General features: G+C 55.5%; 20 protein-coding genes. All 20 read left to right on the top strand.

The window, feature by feature from the left end:
- The first annotated feature begins 5 nt into the window (after positions 1–5).
- The 20 genes from pgeF (at position 6) to pyrE (ending at position 19,774) form a co-directional block, all read left to right on the top strand.
- Positions 6–836, top strand: a complete 831-nt coding sequence (gene pgeF / locus ATW55_RS10250) for a peptidoglycan editing factor PgeF (protein ID WP_067716787.1) — start codon at positions 6–8, stop codon at positions 834–836.
- Positions 833–1,555: a YggS family pyridoxal phosphate-dependent enzyme gene (locus tag ATW55_RS10255; RefSeq protein ID WP_067716791.1), complete on the top strand. Its 723-nt coding sequence runs from the start codon at positions 833–835 to the stop codon at positions 1,553–1,555. Before pgeF ends, ATW55_RS10255 begins: the two co-directional genes overlap by 4 nt.
- 93 nt (positions 1,556–1,648) lie before the next feature.
- On the top strand, positions 1,649–2,074 hold the full coding sequence (locus ATW55_RS10260; RefSeq protein WP_235587084.1) for a cell division protein SepF: 426 nt from the start codon (positions 1,649–1,651) through the stop codon (positions 2,072–2,074).
- A gap of 4 nt (positions 2,075–2,078) precedes the next feature.
- Positions 2,079–2,375, top strand: a complete 297-nt coding sequence (locus tag ATW55_RS10265; RefSeq protein ID WP_067716796.1) for a YggT family protein — start codon at positions 2,079–2,081, stop codon at positions 2,373–2,375.
- A 13-nt stretch (positions 2,376–2,388) separates the two neighbouring features.
- Entirely contained in the window at positions 2,389–3,165 is a 777-nt protein-coding gene (locus tag ATW55_RS10270) for an RNA-binding protein (protein ID WP_067716800.1), read from the top strand.
- Positions 3,166–3,262: 97 nt separating this feature from the next.
- On the top strand, positions 3,263–3,742 hold the full coding sequence (locus ATW55_RS10275) for a DivIVA domain-containing protein (RefSeq protein ID WP_067716804.1): 480 nt from the start codon (positions 3,263–3,265) through the stop codon (positions 3,740–3,742).
- A gap of 396 nt (positions 3,743–4,138) precedes the next feature.
- Positions 4,139–6,874, top strand: coding sequence for an isoleucine--tRNA ligase (gene ileS / locus ATW55_RS10280; protein ID WP_067716992.1), 2,736 nt, complete (start codon positions 4,139–4,141; stop codon positions 6,872–6,874).
- 89 nt (positions 6,875–6,963) lie between these two features.
- Entirely contained in the window at positions 6,964–7,263 is a 300-nt protein-coding gene (locus tag ATW55_RS10285) for a DUF5665 domain-containing protein (RefSeq protein WP_067563495.1), read from the top strand.
- 21 nt (positions 7,264–7,284) lie between these two features.
- Positions 7,285–7,896, top strand: a complete 612-nt coding sequence (locus ATW55_RS10290) for a TraR/DksA C4-type zinc finger protein (RefSeq protein WP_067716809.1) — start codon at positions 7,285–7,287, stop codon at positions 7,894–7,896.
- Between the two features lie 65 nt (positions 7,897–7,961).
- Positions 7,962–8,444 carry a signal peptidase II gene (gene lspA / locus ATW55_RS10295; protein WP_067716813.1) on the top strand — a complete coding sequence of 161 codons (483 nt, stop codon included), beginning with the start codon at positions 7,962–7,964 and terminating at the stop codon, positions 8,442–8,444.
- Positions 8,437–9,375 carry an RluA family pseudouridine synthase gene (locus tag ATW55_RS10300; RefSeq protein WP_235587085.1) on the top strand — a complete coding sequence of 313 codons (939 nt, stop codon included), beginning with the start codon at positions 8,437–8,439 and terminating at the stop codon, positions 9,373–9,375. Before lspA ends, ATW55_RS10300 begins: the two co-directional genes overlap by 8 nt.
- A gap of 163 nt (positions 9,376–9,538) precedes the next feature.
- The gene (pyrR, locus tag ATW55_RS10305; protein ID WP_067716999.1) at positions 9,539–10,141 is read left to right on the top strand and encodes a bifunctional pyr operon transcriptional regulator/uracil phosphoribosyltransferase PyrR; all 603 of its coding nucleotides are present in this window, start codon (positions 9,539–9,541) and stop codon (positions 10,139–10,141) included.
- A complete protein-coding gene (gene pyrB, locus ATW55_RS10310) occupies positions 10,138–11,055 on the top strand; it encodes an aspartate carbamoyltransferase (RefSeq protein ID WP_235587086.1) in 918 nt (305 codons plus the stop codon). Before pyrR ends, pyrB begins: the two co-directional genes overlap by 4 nt.
- Before the next feature lie 40 nt (positions 11,056–11,095).
- Positions 11,096–12,391: a dihydroorotase gene (locus tag ATW55_RS10315; protein ID WP_067716819.1), complete on the top strand. Its 1,296-nt coding sequence runs from the start codon at positions 11,096–11,098 to the stop codon at positions 12,389–12,391.
- A complete protein-coding gene (locus tag ATW55_RS10320) occupies positions 12,388–13,479 on the top strand; it encodes a carbamoyl phosphate synthase small subunit (RefSeq protein WP_067716823.1) in 1,092 nt (363 codons plus the stop codon). Before ATW55_RS10315 ends, ATW55_RS10320 begins: the two co-directional genes overlap by 4 nt.
- On the top strand, positions 13,472–16,696 hold the full coding sequence (carB, locus tag ATW55_RS10325; protein WP_067716826.1) for a carbamoyl-phosphate synthase large subunit: 3,225 nt from the start codon (positions 13,472–13,474) through the stop codon (positions 16,694–16,696). The genes ATW55_RS10320 and carB overlap by 8 nt, the downstream gene beginning before the upstream one ends.
- Complete coding sequence (locus ATW55_RS10330) at positions 16,674–17,453, top strand: dihydroorotate dehydrogenase electron transfer subunit (protein WP_067716830.1); 780 nt, start codon at positions 16,674–16,676, stop codon at positions 17,451–17,453. Before carB ends, ATW55_RS10330 begins: the two co-directional genes overlap by 23 nt.
- A complete protein-coding gene (locus ATW55_RS10335; RefSeq protein ID WP_067716834.1) occupies positions 17,450–18,379 on the top strand; it encodes a dihydroorotate dehydrogenase in 930 nt (309 codons plus the stop codon). The genes ATW55_RS10330 and ATW55_RS10335 overlap by 4 nt, the downstream gene beginning before the upstream one ends.
- Positions 18,376–19,119, top strand: coding sequence for an orotidine-5'-phosphate decarboxylase (gene pyrF / locus ATW55_RS10340; RefSeq protein WP_082685746.1), 744 nt, complete (start codon positions 18,376–18,378; stop codon positions 19,117–19,119). Before ATW55_RS10335 ends, pyrF begins: the two co-directional genes overlap by 4 nt.
- Complete coding sequence (gene pyrE, locus ATW55_RS10345) at positions 19,112–19,774, top strand: orotate phosphoribosyltransferase (protein WP_067716842.1); 663 nt, start codon at positions 19,112–19,114, stop codon at positions 19,772–19,774. The genes pyrF and pyrE overlap by 8 nt, the downstream gene beginning before the upstream one ends.
- The last annotated feature ends 29 nt before the right edge of the window (positions 19,775–19,803 follow it).

Consider the following 19,803-nt stretch of genomic DNA (forward strand, 5'->3'; position numbering starts at 1 on the left):
GGCTTATGGACGCGTTACGCCTGTTGCAGTTTGAAGAGTACGGCGCGATTGCGCAGTTTACGCGCGCCGACGCGCCGGGAGTGAGCTGCGACTCATTTGCCTCACTCAATCTGGGACTTCATGTCGGCGATGACCCAGAGGCGGTTCGAAAAAACCGGCGAATCGCGGCAGACATTGTGGGGCTTTCAGAGACACGCATTGTTTACGCAGAACAGGTGCACGGGGCGCGTGTTGCGATTGTTCACGCGAAAGACGCTGGGCGCGGCGCGTATGACACGAAGGATGCAATTCAAGGTGTGGACGGGCTTGTCACGTCGGCGCGCGGGCTTGGTCTTGCCATTCTTGCGGCAGATTGTACGCCTGTACTTCTCTATGACCCGTATGCAGGTGTGATTGGCGCGGCGCATGCTGGCTGGAAGGGCACTGCGCAAGGTGTGGTGATGGCGACAATTGAAGAGATGAAAAAACTAGGCGCGCACCCGGAGGACATGCTTATTGCGTTGGGACCTGCGATCCGCGGTTGCTGCTACGAGGTCGACCGTCCTGTCACGGATGCGCTCACAGCGATGTATCGCAATCTAAAGACGCAGGAATCTCTTCCATTTCGCGCGTCGGAGCGCACGCCGGGGCGGACGATGGTTGATTTGCCGACGCTTGTGCGGTTGCAGGCGGAGACAGCCGGTGTGCCGCATGAGCAAGTGGTTGATACGAGCGTCTGCACACACTGCATGCCAGGATTTTTTTCGCATCGAAAGCAACGCGCAAAGGCGGGACGGCACGCGGGGTTCATAGCGATCAGGCCGCGTCGATTGTCACTTCGGGGGAGATTGCGATGAGCGATGAAAGAGATGCGCTGGCAAGTCAGAGGGTGGCGCGTGTCATGCGTGTGCGTGAACGCATCGAACATGCGTGTGCGCGTGCAGGCAGGCAACCTGCCGAAGTTCGCTTGATTGCTGTGACAAAATATATTTCCAAAGAAGAAACAGCAAAACTCTATGAACTGGGCCTGCGCGAGATGGGTGAAAACCGCTGGCAGGTTTTAAGAGAAAAAATTTCTGCAGACCTTCCGGTTTCCTGGCACTTTATCGGACCGCTACAAACCAACAAAGTGAAAGAGGTCGTGCGCAGCGTTTCATATGTGCACTCTTTGGATCGCAAAAAGCTGGCGGATGCACTTTCCGCTGAGGTGCAAAAGGCAGGTGTGCGTATACGCGCGTTGATCCAAGTCAATGTGACAGGGGAGCCGCAAAAGTCAGGGGTTACGCCAGATCAGATTGATGGATTGCTCGAGTATGTGCTGGAGCAGGATGGGATCGATGTGGCAGGTTTTATGACCATCGGCGTACAGGGCGCGACGGAATACGACGCACGGGCCACCTTCTCGCGGCTGCGCGAAATCCGCGATCGCGCAGAGGCGCGGTTTCACGTGAAGTTGCCCGAATTGTCGATGGGCATGTCGGCTGATTTTGAGTGGGCGATCGAAGAGGGAGCCACCATGGTGCGCGTGGGACGCGAACTTACGGGTGATGGCAAAAACCTGCATGATTCGATTTGATTTCCCATAAATCGTGTTTTCCTCTCGAACAATTCTATAAGATGGTGTATCTTAGAAGATGAGCTATCATAAGGATAAAAAGGACGTGAGATCGTGTTGCGCAAAATGTGGCAATTTCTCGGCCTCGCCGACGAAGAAGAGGAGGAAGAGAGCTTGTTTGAAGAACATGCTCCCGAACCGGAGATTGAGCCGATGTCCCAGGGAAAACGCGCGACGGTTGTGAGCCTGCACACGCAAAAACAGGTGCGCGTCGTGCTTGTGGAACCAACGAACTACGAAGATTCGCAGGGAATTGCCGATCATTTAAAAGCGCACCGCTCCGTGATCATCAATCTTCATCGTTGCCCGTATGACCAGTCGGCGCGTGTGGTAGACTTTATGAGTGGATGTGTCTATGCAGTTGGCGGCATTATGCAAAAGTTGGGGCACCTCATTTTTCTGTGCGCGCCAGATAACGTAGACGTGCAAGGTACGATCAGTGAGTATTTGGCGAATGAGAGTCGGGCACAGTTGAGGTGAGTATGTGGCAGTTACCATTTTAAATCTCTTGAGCTGGATCCTTGAAGTGTACTGGTACGTGCTGCTTGCGCGTATCATTTTGAGCTATTTTCCCGATGCACAACGTACTTCTTTTGGACGCTATCTGTATACGATCACAGAACCATACTTCGGACTGTTCCGCCGTATGATCCCAATGGTCTCGCTCGGCGGCGCGTATATTGACCTTTCCTCTATTGTCGCGCTGATTGCGTATACTTTTATCCGAAGCGGGTTGCTGGCCGTGGTGATATGGCTTTTTAATGCCATAGGACTTGGCTAAGGGAGACTGTCAGATGCATAGAGGTGGACAGGGTCTTGCGGCAGATGAGCAGGTGTTTTTAAAACGGATGGCCGATTTGGCTCGGCGTGCTTCACAAAAAGGCATTTGGACGCTCTCCGCGTTTCTTTCACCCCGCGAGGCAGAACTTGCGCGCTTGGCGGCGAAACGCGAGTCGATTTTGGTACACGCAAATGGCGGATTTCCAGGTGCCGAACGGGTGCGCATCCTGTTTGCAGATGCGCAGGATGTAGAGCGTGACGCGTTTGAGATTGCCAGCCTTTCGATTACGTGTGGAGCACAGGAGCAAATGACACATGGACAGGTTCTCGGTTCCATTCTCGGGCTGGGACTTAACCGCGATGTTCTGGGTGATCTTTTGGTAGCGGGAAACACGGCGCATGTCTTTTGCACAGAGGCGATCAAGCCGTTTCTTCTTGCAACGCTTTTACGTGTAGGTCCGCATGCTGTGCGTGTGGTTGAGACGCGCGAATCGCTCGGATTTCAAAATGGTTTCGAGCATTGGGAAGAGCGCCAGTTTACGGTTTCGTCGCTTCGGCTCGACGCGTTTCTCGCGCATGCGTTTTCGATGTCAAGAAACAAGGCCGTGGAACCGATTCATGCAGGTTTGGTTCAGGTGAACCATCGCGTGAGCGACGATCCTTCTACGCCGCTTTGCGAAGGGGATTTGATCTCGCTGCGAGGGTTTGGTCGGGCAAAGGTGCTAGAACTGATGGGAACGTCGAAAAAGGGCCGACTCGTGATACGCGCAGGCCGAATGCGCTCAAAATAACCGGATTTTCAGTGTCAGATAAGTGAATTGGCGGTACCCGATCTGGCGAAAGAAAGAGGATCGGCTGCGCCGTTATTTAGAGATAGGAGGATTATCGATGCCGCTTACCCCACTGGATATTCACAATAAAGAGTTTAAACGTTCGCTTCGCGGGTATAACGAAGATGAGGTCAATGATTTTTTGGATCGCGTCATTAAAGACTATGAGGCGCTGATTCGACAGAACAAAGAGCTCGAAGAACGCTGCGCCCAGATGGAGGAGCAGGTTCGCCATTTTAAGTCGATGGAAGAATCGCTCAGTAAATCCATCATGCTGGCTCAGGAAACCTCGGAAGAGTTAAAGGTGAACGCCCGCAAAGAAGCGCAACTGGTGATTCGGGAAGCTGAGAAAAACGCGGATCGCATTGTTCAGGATGCGCTGAACAAGGCGCGCCGAACGGCGCTTGAGCTCGATGAGGTAAAGAAGCAGGCAGCCGTTTTTCGCGCGCGTTTTCGCTCGCTGATGCAGGCGCAAACCGAAATGCTGGAGTCGACGGAGTGGGATAAAATAGCGCCTGAGCCGATTGAGGATATCTGATGGTTCGTATGCTCTGATCTCGGTTGGATCGCATTTTCTCACTGTTTTGCGTACAGTAGTGAAAAGTGGGGTTTTTGGACTTTCGGTAGTAAGATAAGGGAAAAACTCAATGACAAGGACAGTCTTGCCAATGCGCCTCATAGAGAGCCCCGCCGTCCTCTAGACGTGCTGAAAGCGGGGTGTGGCAACAGGCAGGTGAATCCCCTTGTAGAGGCGATGTGAAGGGTAATGACCTGTGTAGCATCGTCGGCGTGCAACCGTTATCTGCATGTTGAGAGGATTGTGGCGTGTTTTTATCGCCACAATCAACAAGGGTGGTACCGCGCAAAATGATCTGCGTCCCTGAGGGATGTGGATTTTTTGTCGTCTAAAAAGGAGATGGATGAAATGGAACAGATGGACTACGATCAAACGCTCAATTTAATGAAAACAGATTTTCCGATGCGTGGAAACCTCCCAAAGCGTGAGCCGGAAATCTTGCGTCAGTGGGAAGAAATGAAACTTTACGAGAAGGTGCAGGCGCATCAATCGGGAAAACCAAAGTTCATTTTGCATGATGGACCCCCTTATGCAAATGGTGACACGCATCTTGGTCACGCACTCAATAAAATGCTAAAGGATATGATTGTAAAGTCAAAGACGATGGCTGGGTACGACGCGCCGTACGTGCCTGGGTGGGACACGCACGGATTGCCGATTGAAAATGCGATCATCAAGGCGCAAAAGCTTGATCGCCACGGTTTTAGCGCTGTGGCGTTTCGTGAAGCGTGTGCAGAGTATGCAAAAAAGTATATTGCCCTTCAAATTGGGCAGTTTAAGCGGTTTGGCGTGCGCGGTGATTTTGATCACCCGTACCGCACGCTGGATCCATCTTATGAGGCGGCGCAAATCCGCGTCTTTGGCACGATGGTTGAGCGTGGCTATATCTATAAGGGGTTAAAGCCAGTCTATTGGTGCCCATCGTGTGAAACAGCTTTGGCCGAGGCGGAGATTGAGTACGAAGAAAAAGAATCGTATTCCATCTATGTCGGTTTTGTCGTTCCAGACGGCCGCGGGGTGATTCCAGACGGTGCACAAATTGTCATCTGGACGACGACACCGTGGACGATCCCTGCAAACTATGCTGTCGCGCTAGGAAAAGATTATTCTTACAGTGTCGTTTCGCATGACGGGAAAATTTATGTGATCGCGTCTGATCGCTTGGCGGACGTGGCGCGCGATGTGCATTGGGAACAGGGATCATACGATGTGCTCGCGACACATTCAGGGCGGGAGCTTGAGCGACTTGTCGCAAAACATCCGCTCTACGGGCGAGATTCACTGGTGATCTTGGGTGATCACGTTACGCTTGACTCGGGTTCAGGGGCGGTTCACACGGCACCTGGTCACGGAATGGATGACTATTTGGTTGGGTTGACTTATGATCTGCCCATTTTTGCGCCACTTGATCACAAGGCCCGCTTTACCGAAGAGGCGGCACCTTTTGCCGGGATGTTCTATGAGAAGGCAAACCCGGTGATTGTGGACGCACTGCAAGAGGCCGGCGCGCTTCTTGCGACGAGTCGTTTCAAGCATCAGTACCCGCACTGTTGGCGCTGCAAAAACCCTGTCATCTACAGGGCGACGGAGCAGTGGTTTGCTTCGATCGCCGCGTTTCGCGAGCAGATGCTCGAAGAGATTGACAAAGTGATCTGGGCGGTCTCCTGGGGGAAAACCAGGCTTCACAACATGATCGCGGATCGCGCGGACTGGTGCATCTCGCGTCAGCGTTCGTGGGGCGTGCCGATCCCTGCGTTTTACTGCGAGGACTGTGGCGAGGTGCTGATGACTCGCGAGACGATTGAACACGTTGCGAATGTGTTCGCAAAGGAAGGATCGCAGGCGTGGTTTGCGCGCGACGCAAAAGACCTTCTCCCGTCAGGGACGGTGTGCGCGTGTGGCAGTTCGCAGTTTCGCAAGGAAACAGACATCATGGACGTCTGGTTTGACTCCGGTTCAAGCCATCTCGCGGTATTGGCGGCGCGACCGGAACTGCGCTGGCCTGCAGATCTGTATGTTGAGGGATCGGATCAATATCGCGGCTGGTTTAACTCGTCGCTTTCAACTGCCGTCGCAGTGATGGAACAGGCGCCGTATCGTCAGGTGCTGTCCCACGGCTTTACGCTCGACGGAGAAGGCCGCAAAATGTCAAAGAGTCTTGGCAATGGCATTGATCCGCTTAAAGTCATCCAGCAGTTGGGCGCGGATATCCTGCGCCTTTGGGTCTCCTCTGTCGACTACCGTGCTGACGTGAGGATTTCTGATGCGATTTTAAAGCAAGTGGCAGAAGTGTACCGGAAAATCCGCAACACACTGCGGTTTTTGCTCGGCAACTTGTATGATTTTGAGCCGGGCCATCGTGTCGATGTGTCGGAACTGCGTCCACTTGATCAGTATGTGCTCGACCAATTCACGGAACTTTGCGCACGCTGTCAGGAGGCGTATGAGGCGTATGAGTTTCACACGGTGTTTCACGCAATCCAAAACTTCTGCGCAGTCCAGCTGTCAAGCTTTTATCTTGATGTGACGAAAGACGTGCTCTATGTTGAACGGGCGAGTGATCAAAGACGTCGTGCAGTGCAGACGGTTCTCTATGAGATCCTGCGCGGATTGACGCAGTTGGTTGCACCGATTCTGACATTCACGGCAGATGAGGTGTGGGCTTACATCCCTGGCGTTTCAGAGCCAAGTGCCCAATTGTCAAATTGGAACTTTCGCACAGAGCATCTGCTAGGCGCGTCGACGCGCGCTCGCCTGGACGAGGCGATGGCGCTGCGTGACGTCGTGTTAAGCGCCCTTGAGTCAGCGCGCCAAGATAAAACAATCGGACAGTCGCTTGAGGCGAGTGTCACGCTGACACTGCCGCGTGAGACGATGGCACGCTTTAAACCGCACGAAGCGGAATTGAAGGAGTGGTTTATCGTTTCGCAGCTCTTGCTTCAAGAGGGCGCCGCCGTTCACGCTGAAATCACCCGCGCATCGGGTAAAAAATGTGCGCGTTGCTGGCACTATCGCGAGGATGTCGGGCGCGACGATGACCATAAAGAATTGTGCGCGCGCTGTGCGCCAATCGTGCGCGAAGTGACTGCGTAATTTCATCGGACGCATCGATCACTCCTCTCTTTTGTGCCTTGGATGAACACATTGCGCTTTGCCAATACTGGTTAAAGGAGGGATCTTTTGTGGATGACGCCAAGAAGGATCGCGAAGAGGCGGGCATCGCGTGGCTCAAAAATTATTTTGAGCGCGTCAATTACGGCGCCTACGTAACGCTTTTGCAGAGACCGTGGTATATGATCTGGCTCAATTTTATAGGCGGTCTCGCGCGGGGTGTCGGAATTGGCATCGGATTTACGATGCTTGCGGCGCTGTTAGTGATCATTTTGCAAAAGATTTCCGTTTGGAACCTTCCTTTCATCGGCGCGTACATCGCGGACATTGTGCGCATCGTGCAGGCTCAACTGCGGACGCCGACCATCTGAGAAAACACAGGAGTGAGCAATGTGGCGTATGACGCACAGCGCAGGCAACTGATTGAAGAGCGAAACCAGATTCAGCGCATCATGACAGAGACGCGGCATTTTGGCCTTGAGACGGGCATGATGGACATGACAGGTGAACTCAGCAGCTATGACCAACATCCGGCGGATCAGGCGACAGAACTCTTTGAGCGCGAAAAAGATCTCGGCTTATCCCAGCATGAGATGAATCGATTGTTTCAGGTAGAGCGCGCGCTCTCACACTTTGCAGACGGGACGTATGGCATCTGCGAACGCTGTAAGCAACCGATCGAAGCTGCACGGCTTGAGGCAGAACCTGCCGCGCTTTGCTGCATTGACTGCCAGCGGGATATCGATGGTCCCTTGCGCGAAGTCTTGGCGCGTCGGCCTGTTGAAGAAGAGGTTCTTGAGGTACCCTTTGCCCGGACGGACATGGATGACGCGGACGCGACCTTTTTTGACGGTGAAGACACCTGGCAGGCGCTTGCCAGCATGAACAATGTCGTCGATCGCGGCGCGAGTGAGGATCAACACTTGCACCGCGAGAACAACGGGTATGTCGATGCGCTTGATCAAGTGTCAAACGCACAATACAAGGCGCAACTGCCAGACTGAAGCCGACGCCGTTTTGGCTCTACGCAGCAAATCGTGGTACGATGGGGTGCGTAGGAGGCGTGATCGTGATTTTTTTCGTGGCGGCCCTCGTGGTCCTTTTTGATCAGTTGGTAAAGTGGATCGTTGTGACGCACATGGTAGTCAATCAGGCGATCCCGGTCATTCCTGGTGTTCTGGATTGGCTCTACATTCAAAATCGCGGCGCCGCGTTTAGTATGCTGCTCAATCAGCGCGCGCTCTTGATTGGCATTGCGCTTGTCGTCGTCGTCGCAATCATCTATGTAAATCGCACGTACGCCCGGGGAAAACGTTCGCTGCAGATCGCGCTTGGCTGTCTCATGGGCGGAGCGACTGGAAATTTGCTCGATCGCATGGTACACGGGTATGTCATTGATTATATCTACGTGTCTGTCATTCACTATCCTGTGTTTAATATCGCGGACAGCGCGATTGTCCTCTCTGTGTTTTACATGGTGTGGCGAGCGTGGTTTCGCAAAGAGTCGACACGTGATGTTTTGAAAAATGCAGATGAGGTGCGCCGTGACTGAGAATGAGGTGCAGACACTTCCGTCAGAGGACGTGGTGTCGCAGGATGCCAGTGGACAGCGTATCGACCGCTATCTAAGCGAACAACTTGATATCTCACGCACGCAGATTCAGCAGTGGATCGAGGCTGGACTCATTTCGATCAACGGCAAAACCGTCGATCAGGCCAGCAAGAAAGTGTGGGAAGGCGACGTTGTCGCAGCGACGCCTAGAGAACCTCGCGAATTGCAATTGGAACCGGAAGACATACCGCTTGATATCCTCTTTGAAGATGAGGAGATTGTCGTTGTCAACAAGGCGCAGGGGATGGTGGTTCATCCGGCGCCCGGACATGAGCGGGGAACACTTGTGTCGGCACTTTTGTTCCACGTGCGCGGACTCTCGGGCATCGGCGGCGCAATGCGCCCAGGGATCGTCCATCGCATCGACAAGGATACAAGCGGCCTCCTGGTCGTCGCAAAGACTGACCGTGCTCACCAGGCGCTTTCAGAGCAGATGAAATCCCATGAGGTGCAGCGCGTGTACGACGCGATCATCCACGGCAAACCAGAGTCGGCAAGCGGCACGATCGACGCGCCGATCGGACGCGATCCGCATAACCGTAAAAAAATGGCGGTGATCTACCGAGGCGGTAAACGCGCCGTCACGCATTTTAGGATATTGGAAACCTTTCGCAGTTTTACGCGGGTCGAGTGCCGTCTTGAGACGGGGCGGACGCATCAAATCCGCGTACATATGGCCGCGATGCACTGCCCGGTCGCAGGAGACCCTCTCTATGCGCGCTCCAATCCGCTTCATTTGCGCGGCCAGGCGCTGCATGCCAAATCACTCGCGTTTACACATCCCGTCTCGCGGCAACAACTTGTGTTTCACGCCAACCCGCCTGCCTATTATGAAGAAACGCTCGCCGTGTTGCGCCAAATGACACCATAGCTTGACAGATGCTCCTCATCTTACGTACACTAATTTGTAATTGAATCGTCCTTTAAATCAGTCCTGTGAGGCTGGTAAGGAAGCGAATGATTGTCGGCATCGCGATGCCGACGTGCTCACCTGCCCGCAGGTGGGCATTTTTTGTGTGGAAAGGGTGACATTCTTGACACAAGCGGTTTCACTTTTGGATGAGCAGGCGATCCGGCGAGCGCTCACACGCATCGCGCACGAAGTGGTGGAAAAAACGGAGGACGAGCTGCCGCTTTCCATCGTCGGCATCATGCGCAAAGGGCTTCCTTTGGCGCGTCGTCTAGCAGAGCGGATTGAGGTGATTGAAAAGCGCAAGGTGCATGTCTATTCATTGGATGTGACGGCGTATCGCGACGATCACGCTTTGCGCGAAGATGCATTTTCATCGGATGCCGCGAAAGAAGTTGAGCCTTCAGCGTTAAAGGATGCGGATGAACTCGGGAAAAGTCGGGTTCTGCTCGTGGATGACGTGCTCTACACAGGGCGTACGGTGCGCGCGGCGCTTGACGCACTGTTGCGCCACGCGCGTCCACCTGTCATTCAACTGGCGGTACTGATTGATCGCGGACATCGCGAATTGCCGATACGACCTGATTATGTGGGGAAAAATATTCCGACGGCAAGAAGCGAGCGGGTGCTTGTCAATCTTCGGGAATTCAACTGCGGCGAAGATCAAGTGGTTCTGCTCAAAAGAACGGATACGCACACAGAGTCCACGAGAGGATGGATGAGATGAAGCACGTGATCAGTGCAAAGTCGTTTTCGCGTGAGGCCTTAGAGGCGCTACTCGCCACAGCCGGAGAGATGCGCGTGATTCAGGCGCAGGGGGGCGCCGACTTTTTGTCGCACAAGGTCATGGCGGCGCTGTTTTTTGAACCGTCGACACGCACGCGGTTGTCTTTTGAGACAGCGATGCTGCGCTTGAACGGCCGAGTGATAAGCACGGAAAACGCAAAAGAATTCTCGTCTGCCGTAAAGGGTGAGACGCTAGAAGACACGATTCGCGTTGTGGCCGGATACGCTGATGTGATTGTTTTGCGCCACCCGGAAATCGGGGCGGCCGCGCGCGCGGCAGAAGTGAGTTCGGTCCCTGTGCTCTCGGCGGGAGACGGTGCGGGAGAACATCCAACCCAGGCGCTGCTTGACATGTTCACGATTTTGACAGAAGTGGGGCGACTCGACGATCTTACGGTGACGCTTGTCGGGGATCTGCTCTATGGTCGTACGGTTCACTCACTGGTATATCTGCTCAGCTTGTTTCGCGACGTGCGAATCGTCTGCACAGCGCCTGCGGCAATCCCGCTTCCGGCGGATGTGATTGCCTATGCAAAGGCGCGCGGTGTGCACGTCTCATTTGAGCCGGATCTTTCGCGCGCCGCCAAAAAGACGGACGTCCTCTACCAGACGCGCGTGCAAAAGGAACGTTTTCCTACAGTCGGACACTATGAGGCTGTGCGCGCGAACTATGTGATTGACACGCGCATTCTAAGTGAACTGCCACCGCACAGTATCATCATGCACCCGCTTCCACGCGCCGGCGAGATTGACCCGGGCGTTGACCGCGATCCGCGCGCCGCATACTTTCGCCAATCTCACTATGGCGTTCCTGTGCGCATGGCTGTCCTAAAAGAGTGCTTCACAAGCAATTGAATTATTATGCGTAATAATGTATAAAAGTGAGGTGTGTATGATGGGCTGGTTGATTCGCGGAGGACGAGTGCTGCGTCCTGACGGGTCACTTGAGGAACTGGATCTACGGATAGCTTTGGAGCGGGTTATTGAGATAGGGGTAAACCTGCCTGTCGCTGACAGTCAGGTGATCGACGCGCGCGATCTCATCGTCCTTCCGGGACTGGTCGATCCGCACGTGCATCTGAGGGAGCCGGGACAGACGGAAAAAGAGACGATTGAGACAGGGACCATGGCGGCGGCGGCCGGCGGTTTCGCGCATGTGTGTTGCATGCCAAACACGTCTCCGGTTGTCGATGCAAAAGAGATTGTCGAGACGATCATCGAAAAAGCAGATTCTTATGGTTATGCAAAGGTTCATCCGATCGCGGCCATCACGCACGGCTTGCGTGGGGAGACATTGACGGATTTTGCGGCGCTCGTCGCGGCAGGGGCGGTTGGATTTTCCGATGACGGAAAAGGTGTGCAGCGGGCAGACATCATGCGACAGGCGCTGCTCGCCGCAAAAGATTTGGATGTGCCGATCGTCGTACACGCTGAAGATGAGACGCTCTCACGGGATGGGCATCTGCACGACGGCGATGTCGCAAGGGAACTCTCCATTAAAGGGATTCCGAGCGAGGCAGAAGCTGTGATGATTGCGCGCGACATTGTGCTTTGCGAAGCGACAGGTGGCGCGGTTCACTTCTGCCACGTGAGTCCAAAAAGTGCGGTTCGCGTCATCCGCGACGCGATTCGCGCAGGCATCTCGGTTACGGCCGAGGTGACCCCGCATCACCTCCTGCTTACAGAAAAAGAGGCGCTGCGTGTCGGGGCGTGGGGAAAGGTCAATCCTCCCCTTCGTCACGAGAGCGACCGCGCAGCGTGTGTCGAGGGGCTTATCGACGGAACGCTTTCCATGGTTGCAACGGATCACGCGCCGCATACGGCAGAAGAAAAGGCGCGCCCGATTGAAACGTCCCCGTTTGGCTTTGTCGGGCTCGAAATCAGCTTTCCTTTGATGTACACAACGTTTGTGCACAGTGGACTGATGTCGCTTGGGCGCCTGGTCGACTGCATGGCGCGCATTCCGGCTGAGCGATTCAAGATTGATGCGGGAACGATTGAAGTAGGCGGATTCGCCGATCTGACGCTGATTGATCCACACACGTTTATGCGGGTCGACCCGGAAACCTTTTTGTCAAAAGGGCGGGCAACGCCGTTTGCCGGACGAAATTTGACAGGGTGGCCAACGCTTACCATCCATCGCGGAAGAATGGTCTTTACGCGTACTGCGAGGGAGGAGTCTAACGAATGAAAAAGGCGCGCTTGATTCTTGAGGACGGAACAGAGTTTGTTGGCACTAGCATCGGGAGTGAAGGCACGACGTTTGGAGAGGTGGTTTTTAATACGGGCATGACCGGGTACCAGGAAGTCTTGACGGACCCTTCTTACTGCGGTCAAATCGTGACGATGACCTACCCGCTCATTGGAAATTACGGCGTGAGCGTCAATGACAGTGAGTCTTTGCGCCCGTGGGCGAGCGGTTTTGTCGTGCGTGAAGCGGCGGATCATCCGAGCCATCACCAGATGCAGATGACGCTTGACACGTATTTGCAGGCGCACGGCGTCATCGGCATTGAAGGGATTGACACGCGCATGCTGACGCGCGTCTTGCGCAAACACGGGACGATGCGCGGCCTGATCACCACGTCGGATGAGCCGGTAAGCGAACTGCTTGGCCAACTGCGTGAAACGGCGGAGATACGAGATCAGGTTGCACAAGTGACGACGAACACGCCCTATCGCATCCCGGGCCCCGGCCGCCGCGTCGTGCTGCTTGATCTTGGTGTCAAAATGAACACGGTGCGCTCGCTGACTGCGCGCGGTTGCGATTTGATCGTGATGCCCGCGTACAGCTCGCGCGAAGAAATCCTTGCCTGGCAGCCCGAGGGGCTCATGATGTCAAACGGGCCTGGAGATCCGGCGGATCTTTTTGACATCGTGGAGACGATCCGCTCTCTGCTTGGCGTCATTCCGATTTTTGGAATCTGCATGGGCCATCAGTTGCTCAGTCTGGCGTGTGGCGCAAAGACGGAGAAACTGCGCTTTGGGCACCGCGGTGTGAATCACCCCGTGCGCGATCTGCGCGATCAGCGGGTGTACATCACATCGCAGAACCACGGCTATGTCGTCGCACAAGATTCACTTTGCGACACGCCACTTGAAATCACTCATGTCAACCAAAACGACGGGTCGATTGAAGGGGTTATGCACCGGGAACTGCGCGCATTTTCCGTGCAGTTTCACCCGGAGGCAAAGCCCGGACCGGATGACAGTGAATATCTTTTTGACGACTTTATGAAATGGATCGATGAACAGCGTGGAGGTGCCGCACATGCCTAAATTGAATGGGATTCAAAGTGTGCTGGTGATCGGCTCAGGTCCGATTGTCATTGGCCAGGCGGCAGAGTTTGACTATGCCGGGACGCAGGCCTGTCAGGCTCTGCGCGAGGAAGGCGTGCGCGTGATTCTCGTCAACTCAAACCCGGCCACCATCATGACGGATCCGGACATGGCAGATCGCGTCTATGTCGAGCCGCTGACGGTTGATTTTCTCTCACAGATCATTCGCTATGAGCGGCCTGACGGATTGCTTGCGACACTCGGTGGCCAGACTGGGCTAAACCTCGCCGTCGCGCTCGCCGAGTCGGGGGTGCTTGAACAAACGGGTGTCAAACTGCTTGGCACGAAGCTGCCTTCAATTAAAATGGCGGAAGATCGCGCGGAGTTCAAGGCGCTGATGCAACGGCTTGGCGAGCCGATTCCGGAGAGTCAGATTGTCACGACGATGGCTGAGGCAAACGCCTTTGTCGAGCGTGTTGGATTGCCTGTCATCATTCGTCCGGCGTACACGCTCGGTGGCACAGGTGGAGGCATCGCGGCGACGCGCGAGGAGTTTCTCACGCTCACCGAGCTTGGGCTCAATCTCTCGCCGATTTCGCAGGTGTTACTTGAGCGAAGCATTGCGGGGTGCAAGGAAGTCGAGTATGAAGTGATGCGCGATGGTGCGGACAATTGCATCGTGATCTGTAACATGGAAAACTTTGATCCCGTTGGTGTGCACACGGGTGACAGCATCGTTGTGGCGCCGAGTCAGACGCTGTCCGACACGGAATACCAGATGCTGCGCTCGGCGAGCCTGCGCATCATCCGGGCGCTTGGCATCGAAGGTGGCTGCAACATTCAGTTTGCGCTTGATCCGCACAGCCTTCAGTATTACGTGATTGAGGTAAACCCGCGCGTCAGCCGCAGCAGTGCGCTCGCGTCAAAGGCGACGGGGTATCCTATCGCGAAGATGGCTGCAAAGATTGCACTCGGGTACACGCTGAATGAACTGATGAACCCGATTACGGGCAAGACGTTCGCGAGTTTTGAACCGGCGCTTGACTATGTCGTCACAAAAATCCCGCGCTGGCCGTTTGACAAGTTTGCGTCGGCCAATCGACGACTTGGCACGCAGATGAAGGCAACTGGCGAGGTGATGGCGCTTGGGCGCTCGTTTGAAGAGTCGCTGCAAAAAGCGGTGCGCTCCCTTGAGATCGGGCAGGACGGCCTTGATTCGCGCGCATACGCGGCGACAGAGACCGGGGATCTTCTCGCGCGCATCGCGCACGCGGATGACGAGCGGCTCTTTGTGCTCTATGAACTGCTGACGCGCGGTGAGACCTCGCAAACGCTCCACGAGATCACAAAAATTGACCGCTTCTTTCTTGACAAGCTGTCGCGCATCGCGCAAATGGCTGCGCGACTCTCGGCGAACTTCACGGATGAGACGCTTTATGAAGCAAAGCGGCTCGGGTTTACGGATGCGTGGATCGCGCGTTTGACAGGCATGGATGAAGGAGAGATAAACGAGCGGCGCGTCGCACAAAAGCTGCGCCCTGTCTACAAAATGGTCGATACGTGCGCGGCGGAGTTTGAGGCGGAGACCCCCTACTTTTATGCTACGTATGAACAGGAGGATGAGGTGATGCGCGGTGAGAATCGCGCGGTGCTCGTCCTAGGCTCTGGTCCGATTCGCATCGGGCAGGGAATTGAGTTTGACTACTGTTCTGTACACGCATCGCTTGCTTTGCGCGCGCAAGGCTATGACTCGGTTGTGATCAACAACAACCCAGAGACGGTCTCGACTGACTTTAACATGTCAGATCGCCTCTACTTTGAACCGCTTCACATCGAAGATGTCATGCACGTGATCGAACGTGAGCAGCCGCTTGGCGTCATCGTACAGTTCGGCGGGCAAACGGCGATCAACCTTTCCAAACCGCTGACAGAGCGCGGAATCCGCATTCTTGGCACGACGGTGGATGATATTGACCGCGCGGAAAACCGCGAACGGTTTGATGAGATGCTGACAAAACTCGCGATTGAGCGGCCGCAGGGTGTCACGGTGACAAGTGAGCAAGAGGCGATCGCGGCGACGGAGAAACTGCCGTTCCCGCTGCTCGTGCGTCCCTCCTATGTGCTTGGCGGGCGCGCGATGCAGATTGTCGACTCGGTTTCTGAACTCACTCGCTACATGCGGGAGGCGGTCCGTGTTTCAAAGGATCAGCCTGTGCTGATTGACCGCTACATGCTCGGAACGGAGGTGGAGGTTGACGCGATTTCAGACGGGGAGACCGTCGTGATCCCGGGGATCATGGAGCATGTCGAACGCTCGGGTGTCCACTCGGGCGACTCGATTGCAGTCTATCCAGCGCAGTCACTGTCAAGCGGTGTGCGCGAGCGGATCGTCGAGATCACGGTGAAAATCGCGCGCGAACTGAGTGTACTCGGTCTTGTCAACATTCAGTTTGTGATCCAGGATGAGCGCGTCTACGTCATTGAAGTAAACCCCCGCTCCTCGCGCACGGTGCCGTTTTTAAGCAAGATCACGCGCATTCCGATGGTGGATGTCGCGATGCACGCTGTGATGGGCGGAAAGTTAAAGGATCTCGGGTACGAGACGGGCCTTATCCCCGAGGCGGCGGCAGTCTCTGTCAAAGTTCCTGTCTTCTCATTTGCAAAGCTGCGCGATGTCGATGTGGAACTGGGCCCTGAGATGAAGTCGACCGGTGAAGTGATGGGCACGGATCAGAGTTTCCCGAAGGCCCTCTATAAAGGGCTTCTCGCGGCAGGATTTCGTCTGCCGACGCAAGGGGCGCTGATTGCGACGATCGCCGACAAGGATAAGGAAGAGGCGCTCCCCATTCTGCGCGGATTCGCAAAACTCGGCTTTTTCATCTACGCGACAGAAGGTACAGCAAACTTTTTAGAACGCTATGGCATTCGCGCGCAACTGGTCAACAAGTTGTCAACGGGACAAGAAGCATCGCTGCTTGACCTGATTCGCAGCGGCGAAGCGACGATGGTCATCAACACGCTGACGCGCGGGCGCACGCCAGAGCGCGACGGTTTTCGCATCCGGCGCGAGGCGGTGGAACACGCGATACCGTGCCTTACGTCGCTTGACACTGCGCGCGCTGTCTATGAGGTGCTCACAAGCATTCGCTTTCAGACAGAGCCGCTGGCGCTCCCCATACAGGGAGGTGGCGTGAATGCCAGTGCAGCGCGTTCTTGAACAGCGGGTCATCGGACCTGATCTTTACGCGCTCACATTCTCCGCGCCGCTAAAGCTGAGCGAGGGGGGCTATGAGCCCGGGCAGTTTTTGCATCTGCGCGTCACGGACTCTTTCGATTTTGTCCTGCGCCGCCCTCTCTCGCTCTGTCAAGTGCATGTCGAGCGTAACGCGATGACGGTGATGTATCGCGCGCAAGGAGCCGGCACCCGCCGGCTTGCGCGCTTGCGCGCAGGGGATGCGATTGATGTGTTGGGGCCGCTTGGAAAAGGTTTTCCGCTTCACGAAAAGGACCGCAGGGCACTTCTCATCGGGGGTGGCATCGGTGTTCCGCCGCTTGTCGAATTGGCGCGCCGGCTTTACGGGCGCGGCTGCGAGGTGATCTCTGTCATTGGTTTTCAAACGGCGGATCAGATCATTCTGCGCGAGGAGCTCAAAGCGTACGGCCGGGTTCATCTCGTGACAGATGATGGCACGGAAGGCGAGCGTGGCCGTGTGACAGACGTGCTTACCAAAGAGCTTTGCGCGGACGTGTCGCGCTATTATGCGTGCGGGCCGACGCCGATGCTTCGCGCAGTGCAAACGGTGATGCGCGAGCGCGAAATTCCAGGCTATCTCTCGCTTGAAGAGCGTATGGGGTGTGGCATCGGCATTTGTGTGGGGTGTGTTCACACAGTGCGGCGCGAGGGATGCGAGTCGTATGTCAAGACTTGTGTCGAAGGCCCCGTCTTTCTGGCGGAGGAGGTGGTCTTTTCGTGAATCTCGCGGTTAAGGTGGGAGATTTACAGCTCAAAAACCCGGTGATGCCTGCGTCTGGCTGTTTCTCGTTTGGAAAAGAGGTCGCCGCATTTTACGATTTGAGTGTGCTTGGCGCAATCGTCGTGAAGGCGACGACGCTCGAAGAGCGCCAGGGCAATAAGACGCCGCGCTTGGCAGAGACGGCGGCGGGCATGTTAAACGCCATCGGCCTTCAGAATCCCGGCGTCAAGCGCGTCGTAGAGACAGAACTTCCTCCGCTTCGCAAGTTTGGCATCCCGATCATTGTAAACGTCGCCGGAAATGCGATGGAGGATTATGTGCAAGTCGTAGAGCGATTGAACGAAAGCCCTGACGTTTCGGCGATTGAACTGAACATTTCCTGCCCGAACGTCAAGTGCGGTGGAATCCAGTTCGGCACAGACCCGGAGATGGCCGCATCGATGGTGCGCGCCGTAAAACGCGCGTCGCGCACGCCAGTGATCGTCAAATTGTCACCCAACGTGACGAGCATCTCCGAGATGGCGCTTGCGGTGGAGGAGGCAGGCGCTGACGCAATCTCTCTTATCAACACGCTGATCGGCATGAAAATCGACATTGCCCGCCGCGCGCCGCTTTTGGCCAATCGCCAGGGCGGTCTCTCAGGGCCTGCAATCAAGCCGATTGCCGTGCGCATGGTGTACGAGGTCACCTCGCATGTGAAGATTCCGGTTATCGGTATCGGCGGGATCACAACGGGTGAGGATGTTGTGGAATTTTTGCTCGCAGGCGCACAGGCGATCCAGGTGGGGACGGCCAATTTCACGGATCCGTTCGCGTGCAAAAGAATCATTGAGGAACTACAAGCGTACTGCGAGGAGGCAGGCGTTAAGGATATAAACACTTTGATCGGAGCGGCCAATCCCGACGCGAAAGGGCGATTTTTGTGAGCGAGCAGCATGTTGTCGATGTGCCGATCTACGTTGCGCTCGACGTGGAGAATCGCCGACAGGCGTTTGAACTTCTCGAGAAGCTGGGTGACGCTTGTCGCTACGTAAAAGTAGGGCTTGAACTGTATCTCGCAGAGGGTCCCGCGCTCGTCGAAGCGCTTGTCGCGCGCGAATTGTCGGTTTTTCTTGATCTCAAACTCTTTGACATCCCGAATACGGTGGCGGGTGCCGTCAAGAGTGTCGCGTCACTCGGCGTAGACATGCTCACGATCCACACGTTGGGTGGTGCTACGATGCTCGAAGCCGCCGCGGAGGCGGCTTCGAGCAGGGCTTTGCACGCGCTGTCAGGCAAGCCGCTGCGCCTGCTTGGCGTCACCCTTTTGACGAGTGTGGATGACGCAGGGATAAGGCAGATGGGGCTCTCAGACGATCCTCTTTCTGCGCATGTTTTGCGACTGGCAGGAACTGCACATGACGCCGCGCTGCACGGTGTGGTGTGTTCTGGCCACGAAGTGGCGATGGTCAAGACGCGCTATCCTGCACTCTCTGCGCTCGTTCCAGGCATCCGCTTGGGCGGTGAATCGAAAGACGATCAAGCGCGTGTTGTGACACCGGGTTACGCGGTCGCACACGGTGCTGATTATCTGGTGGTGGGACGTCCGATCACGCGGGCGCCAGATCCGCATGAAGCGCTACTCGCTTTTTTGCAGAACCTAAAAGGAGGAAGTCAGGATGTGTGACAATCGCCTGAATAACGAGGATGAAGCGCGTCAGTTTGCGCACGCCATGCTTTCGATCGGGGCGGTGACGCTCTCGCCAAACGCACCCTACACGTGGAGTTCAGGGCTGCGCTCGCCGATTTACTGCGATCAGCGGCTCACGCTCTCTCATCCGCTCGTGCGCAGCCGAATTGCGGACGCGTTTGCAATGCGTCTGAGCGTGCGTTACCCAGACGTCGAATTGATCGCGGGAACGGCGACAGGGGGAATCGGACACGCCGCAATTCTTTCGGATCGTGTTTCGCAGCCCATGGTGTATGTCCGCTCAAGCGCCAAGGGGCATGGAAAACAAAATTTGATTGAAGGCAGACTGCTTCAAGGTACGCATGTCGCAGTCGTTGAAGACACCGTTTCAACAGGGGGCAGTGTGCTTCACGCAGTCGAGGCGATCCGCGAGGCAGGGGGTCACGTCTCTGTTGTATTCACGATTTTTTCCTACGGGTTTCACGTCAGCCAAGAGGCGTTTGAGCGTCTTGGAATCAAGCTCGAAGTGCTCACCGACTTTTCGCATGTGATTGAGGCTGCGCAAGAGAGTCGTGTCATTCAGGAGCAGGACGTCGAACTGCTGGTTCGATTTCAAGAAAATCCAAACGCATATTCTGAGGCGTTTCGTTAAATTTGGCGGTCAATCTATGAACCTACGCG

The sequence above is a fragment of the Ferroacidibacillus organovorans genome (genome assembly GCF_001516615.1).
GTDB classification, from domain to species: domain Bacteria; phylum Bacillota; class Bacilli; order Alicyclobacillales; family SLC66; genus Ferroacidibacillus; species Ferroacidibacillus ferrooxidans_B.

Bases quoted from the DNA above. Each gene is read 5' to 3' on its own strand.
- pgeF (WP_067716787.1), top strand. From the start codon at position 6: ATGGACGCGTTACGCCTGTTGCAGTTTGAAGAGTACGGCGCGATTGCG.
- ATW55_RS10315 (WP_067716819.1), top strand. From the start codon at position 11,096: ATGGGCTGGTTGATTCGCGGAGGACGAGTGCTGCGTCCTGACGGGTCA.
- pyrE (WP_067716842.1), top strand. From the start codon at position 19,112: ATGTGTGACAATCGCCTGAATAACGAGGATGAAGCGCGTCAGTTTGCG.
- ATW55_RS10275 (WP_067716804.1), top strand. From the start codon at position 3,263: ATGCCGCTTACCCCACTGGATATTCACAATAAAGAGTTTAAACGTTCG.
- pyrB (WP_235587086.1), top strand. From the start codon at position 10,138: ATGAAGCACGTGATCAGTGCAAAGTCGTTTTCGCGTGAGGCCTTAGAG.
- ATW55_RS10320 (WP_067716823.1), top strand. From the start codon at position 12,388: ATGAAAAAGGCGCGCTTGATTCTTGAGGACGGAACAGAGTTTGTTGGC.
- ATW55_RS10270 (WP_067716800.1), top strand. From the start codon at position 2,389: ATGCATAGAGGTGGACAGGGTCTTGCGGCAGATGAGCAGGTGTTTTTA.
- ATW55_RS10255 (WP_067716791.1), top strand. From the start codon at position 833: ATGAGCGATGAAAGAGATGCGCTGGCAAGTCAGAGGGTGGCGCGTGTC.
- carB (WP_067716826.1), top strand. From the start codon at position 13,472: ATGCCTAAATTGAATGGGATTCAAAGTGTGCTGGTGATCGGCTCAGGT.
- ileS (WP_067716992.1), top strand. From the start codon at position 4,139: ATGGACTACGATCAAACGCTCAATTTAATGAAAACAGATTTTCCGATG.
- ATW55_RS10330 (WP_067716830.1), top strand. From the start codon at position 16,674: ATGCCAGTGCAGCGCGTTCTTGAACAGCGGGTCATCGGACCTGATCTT.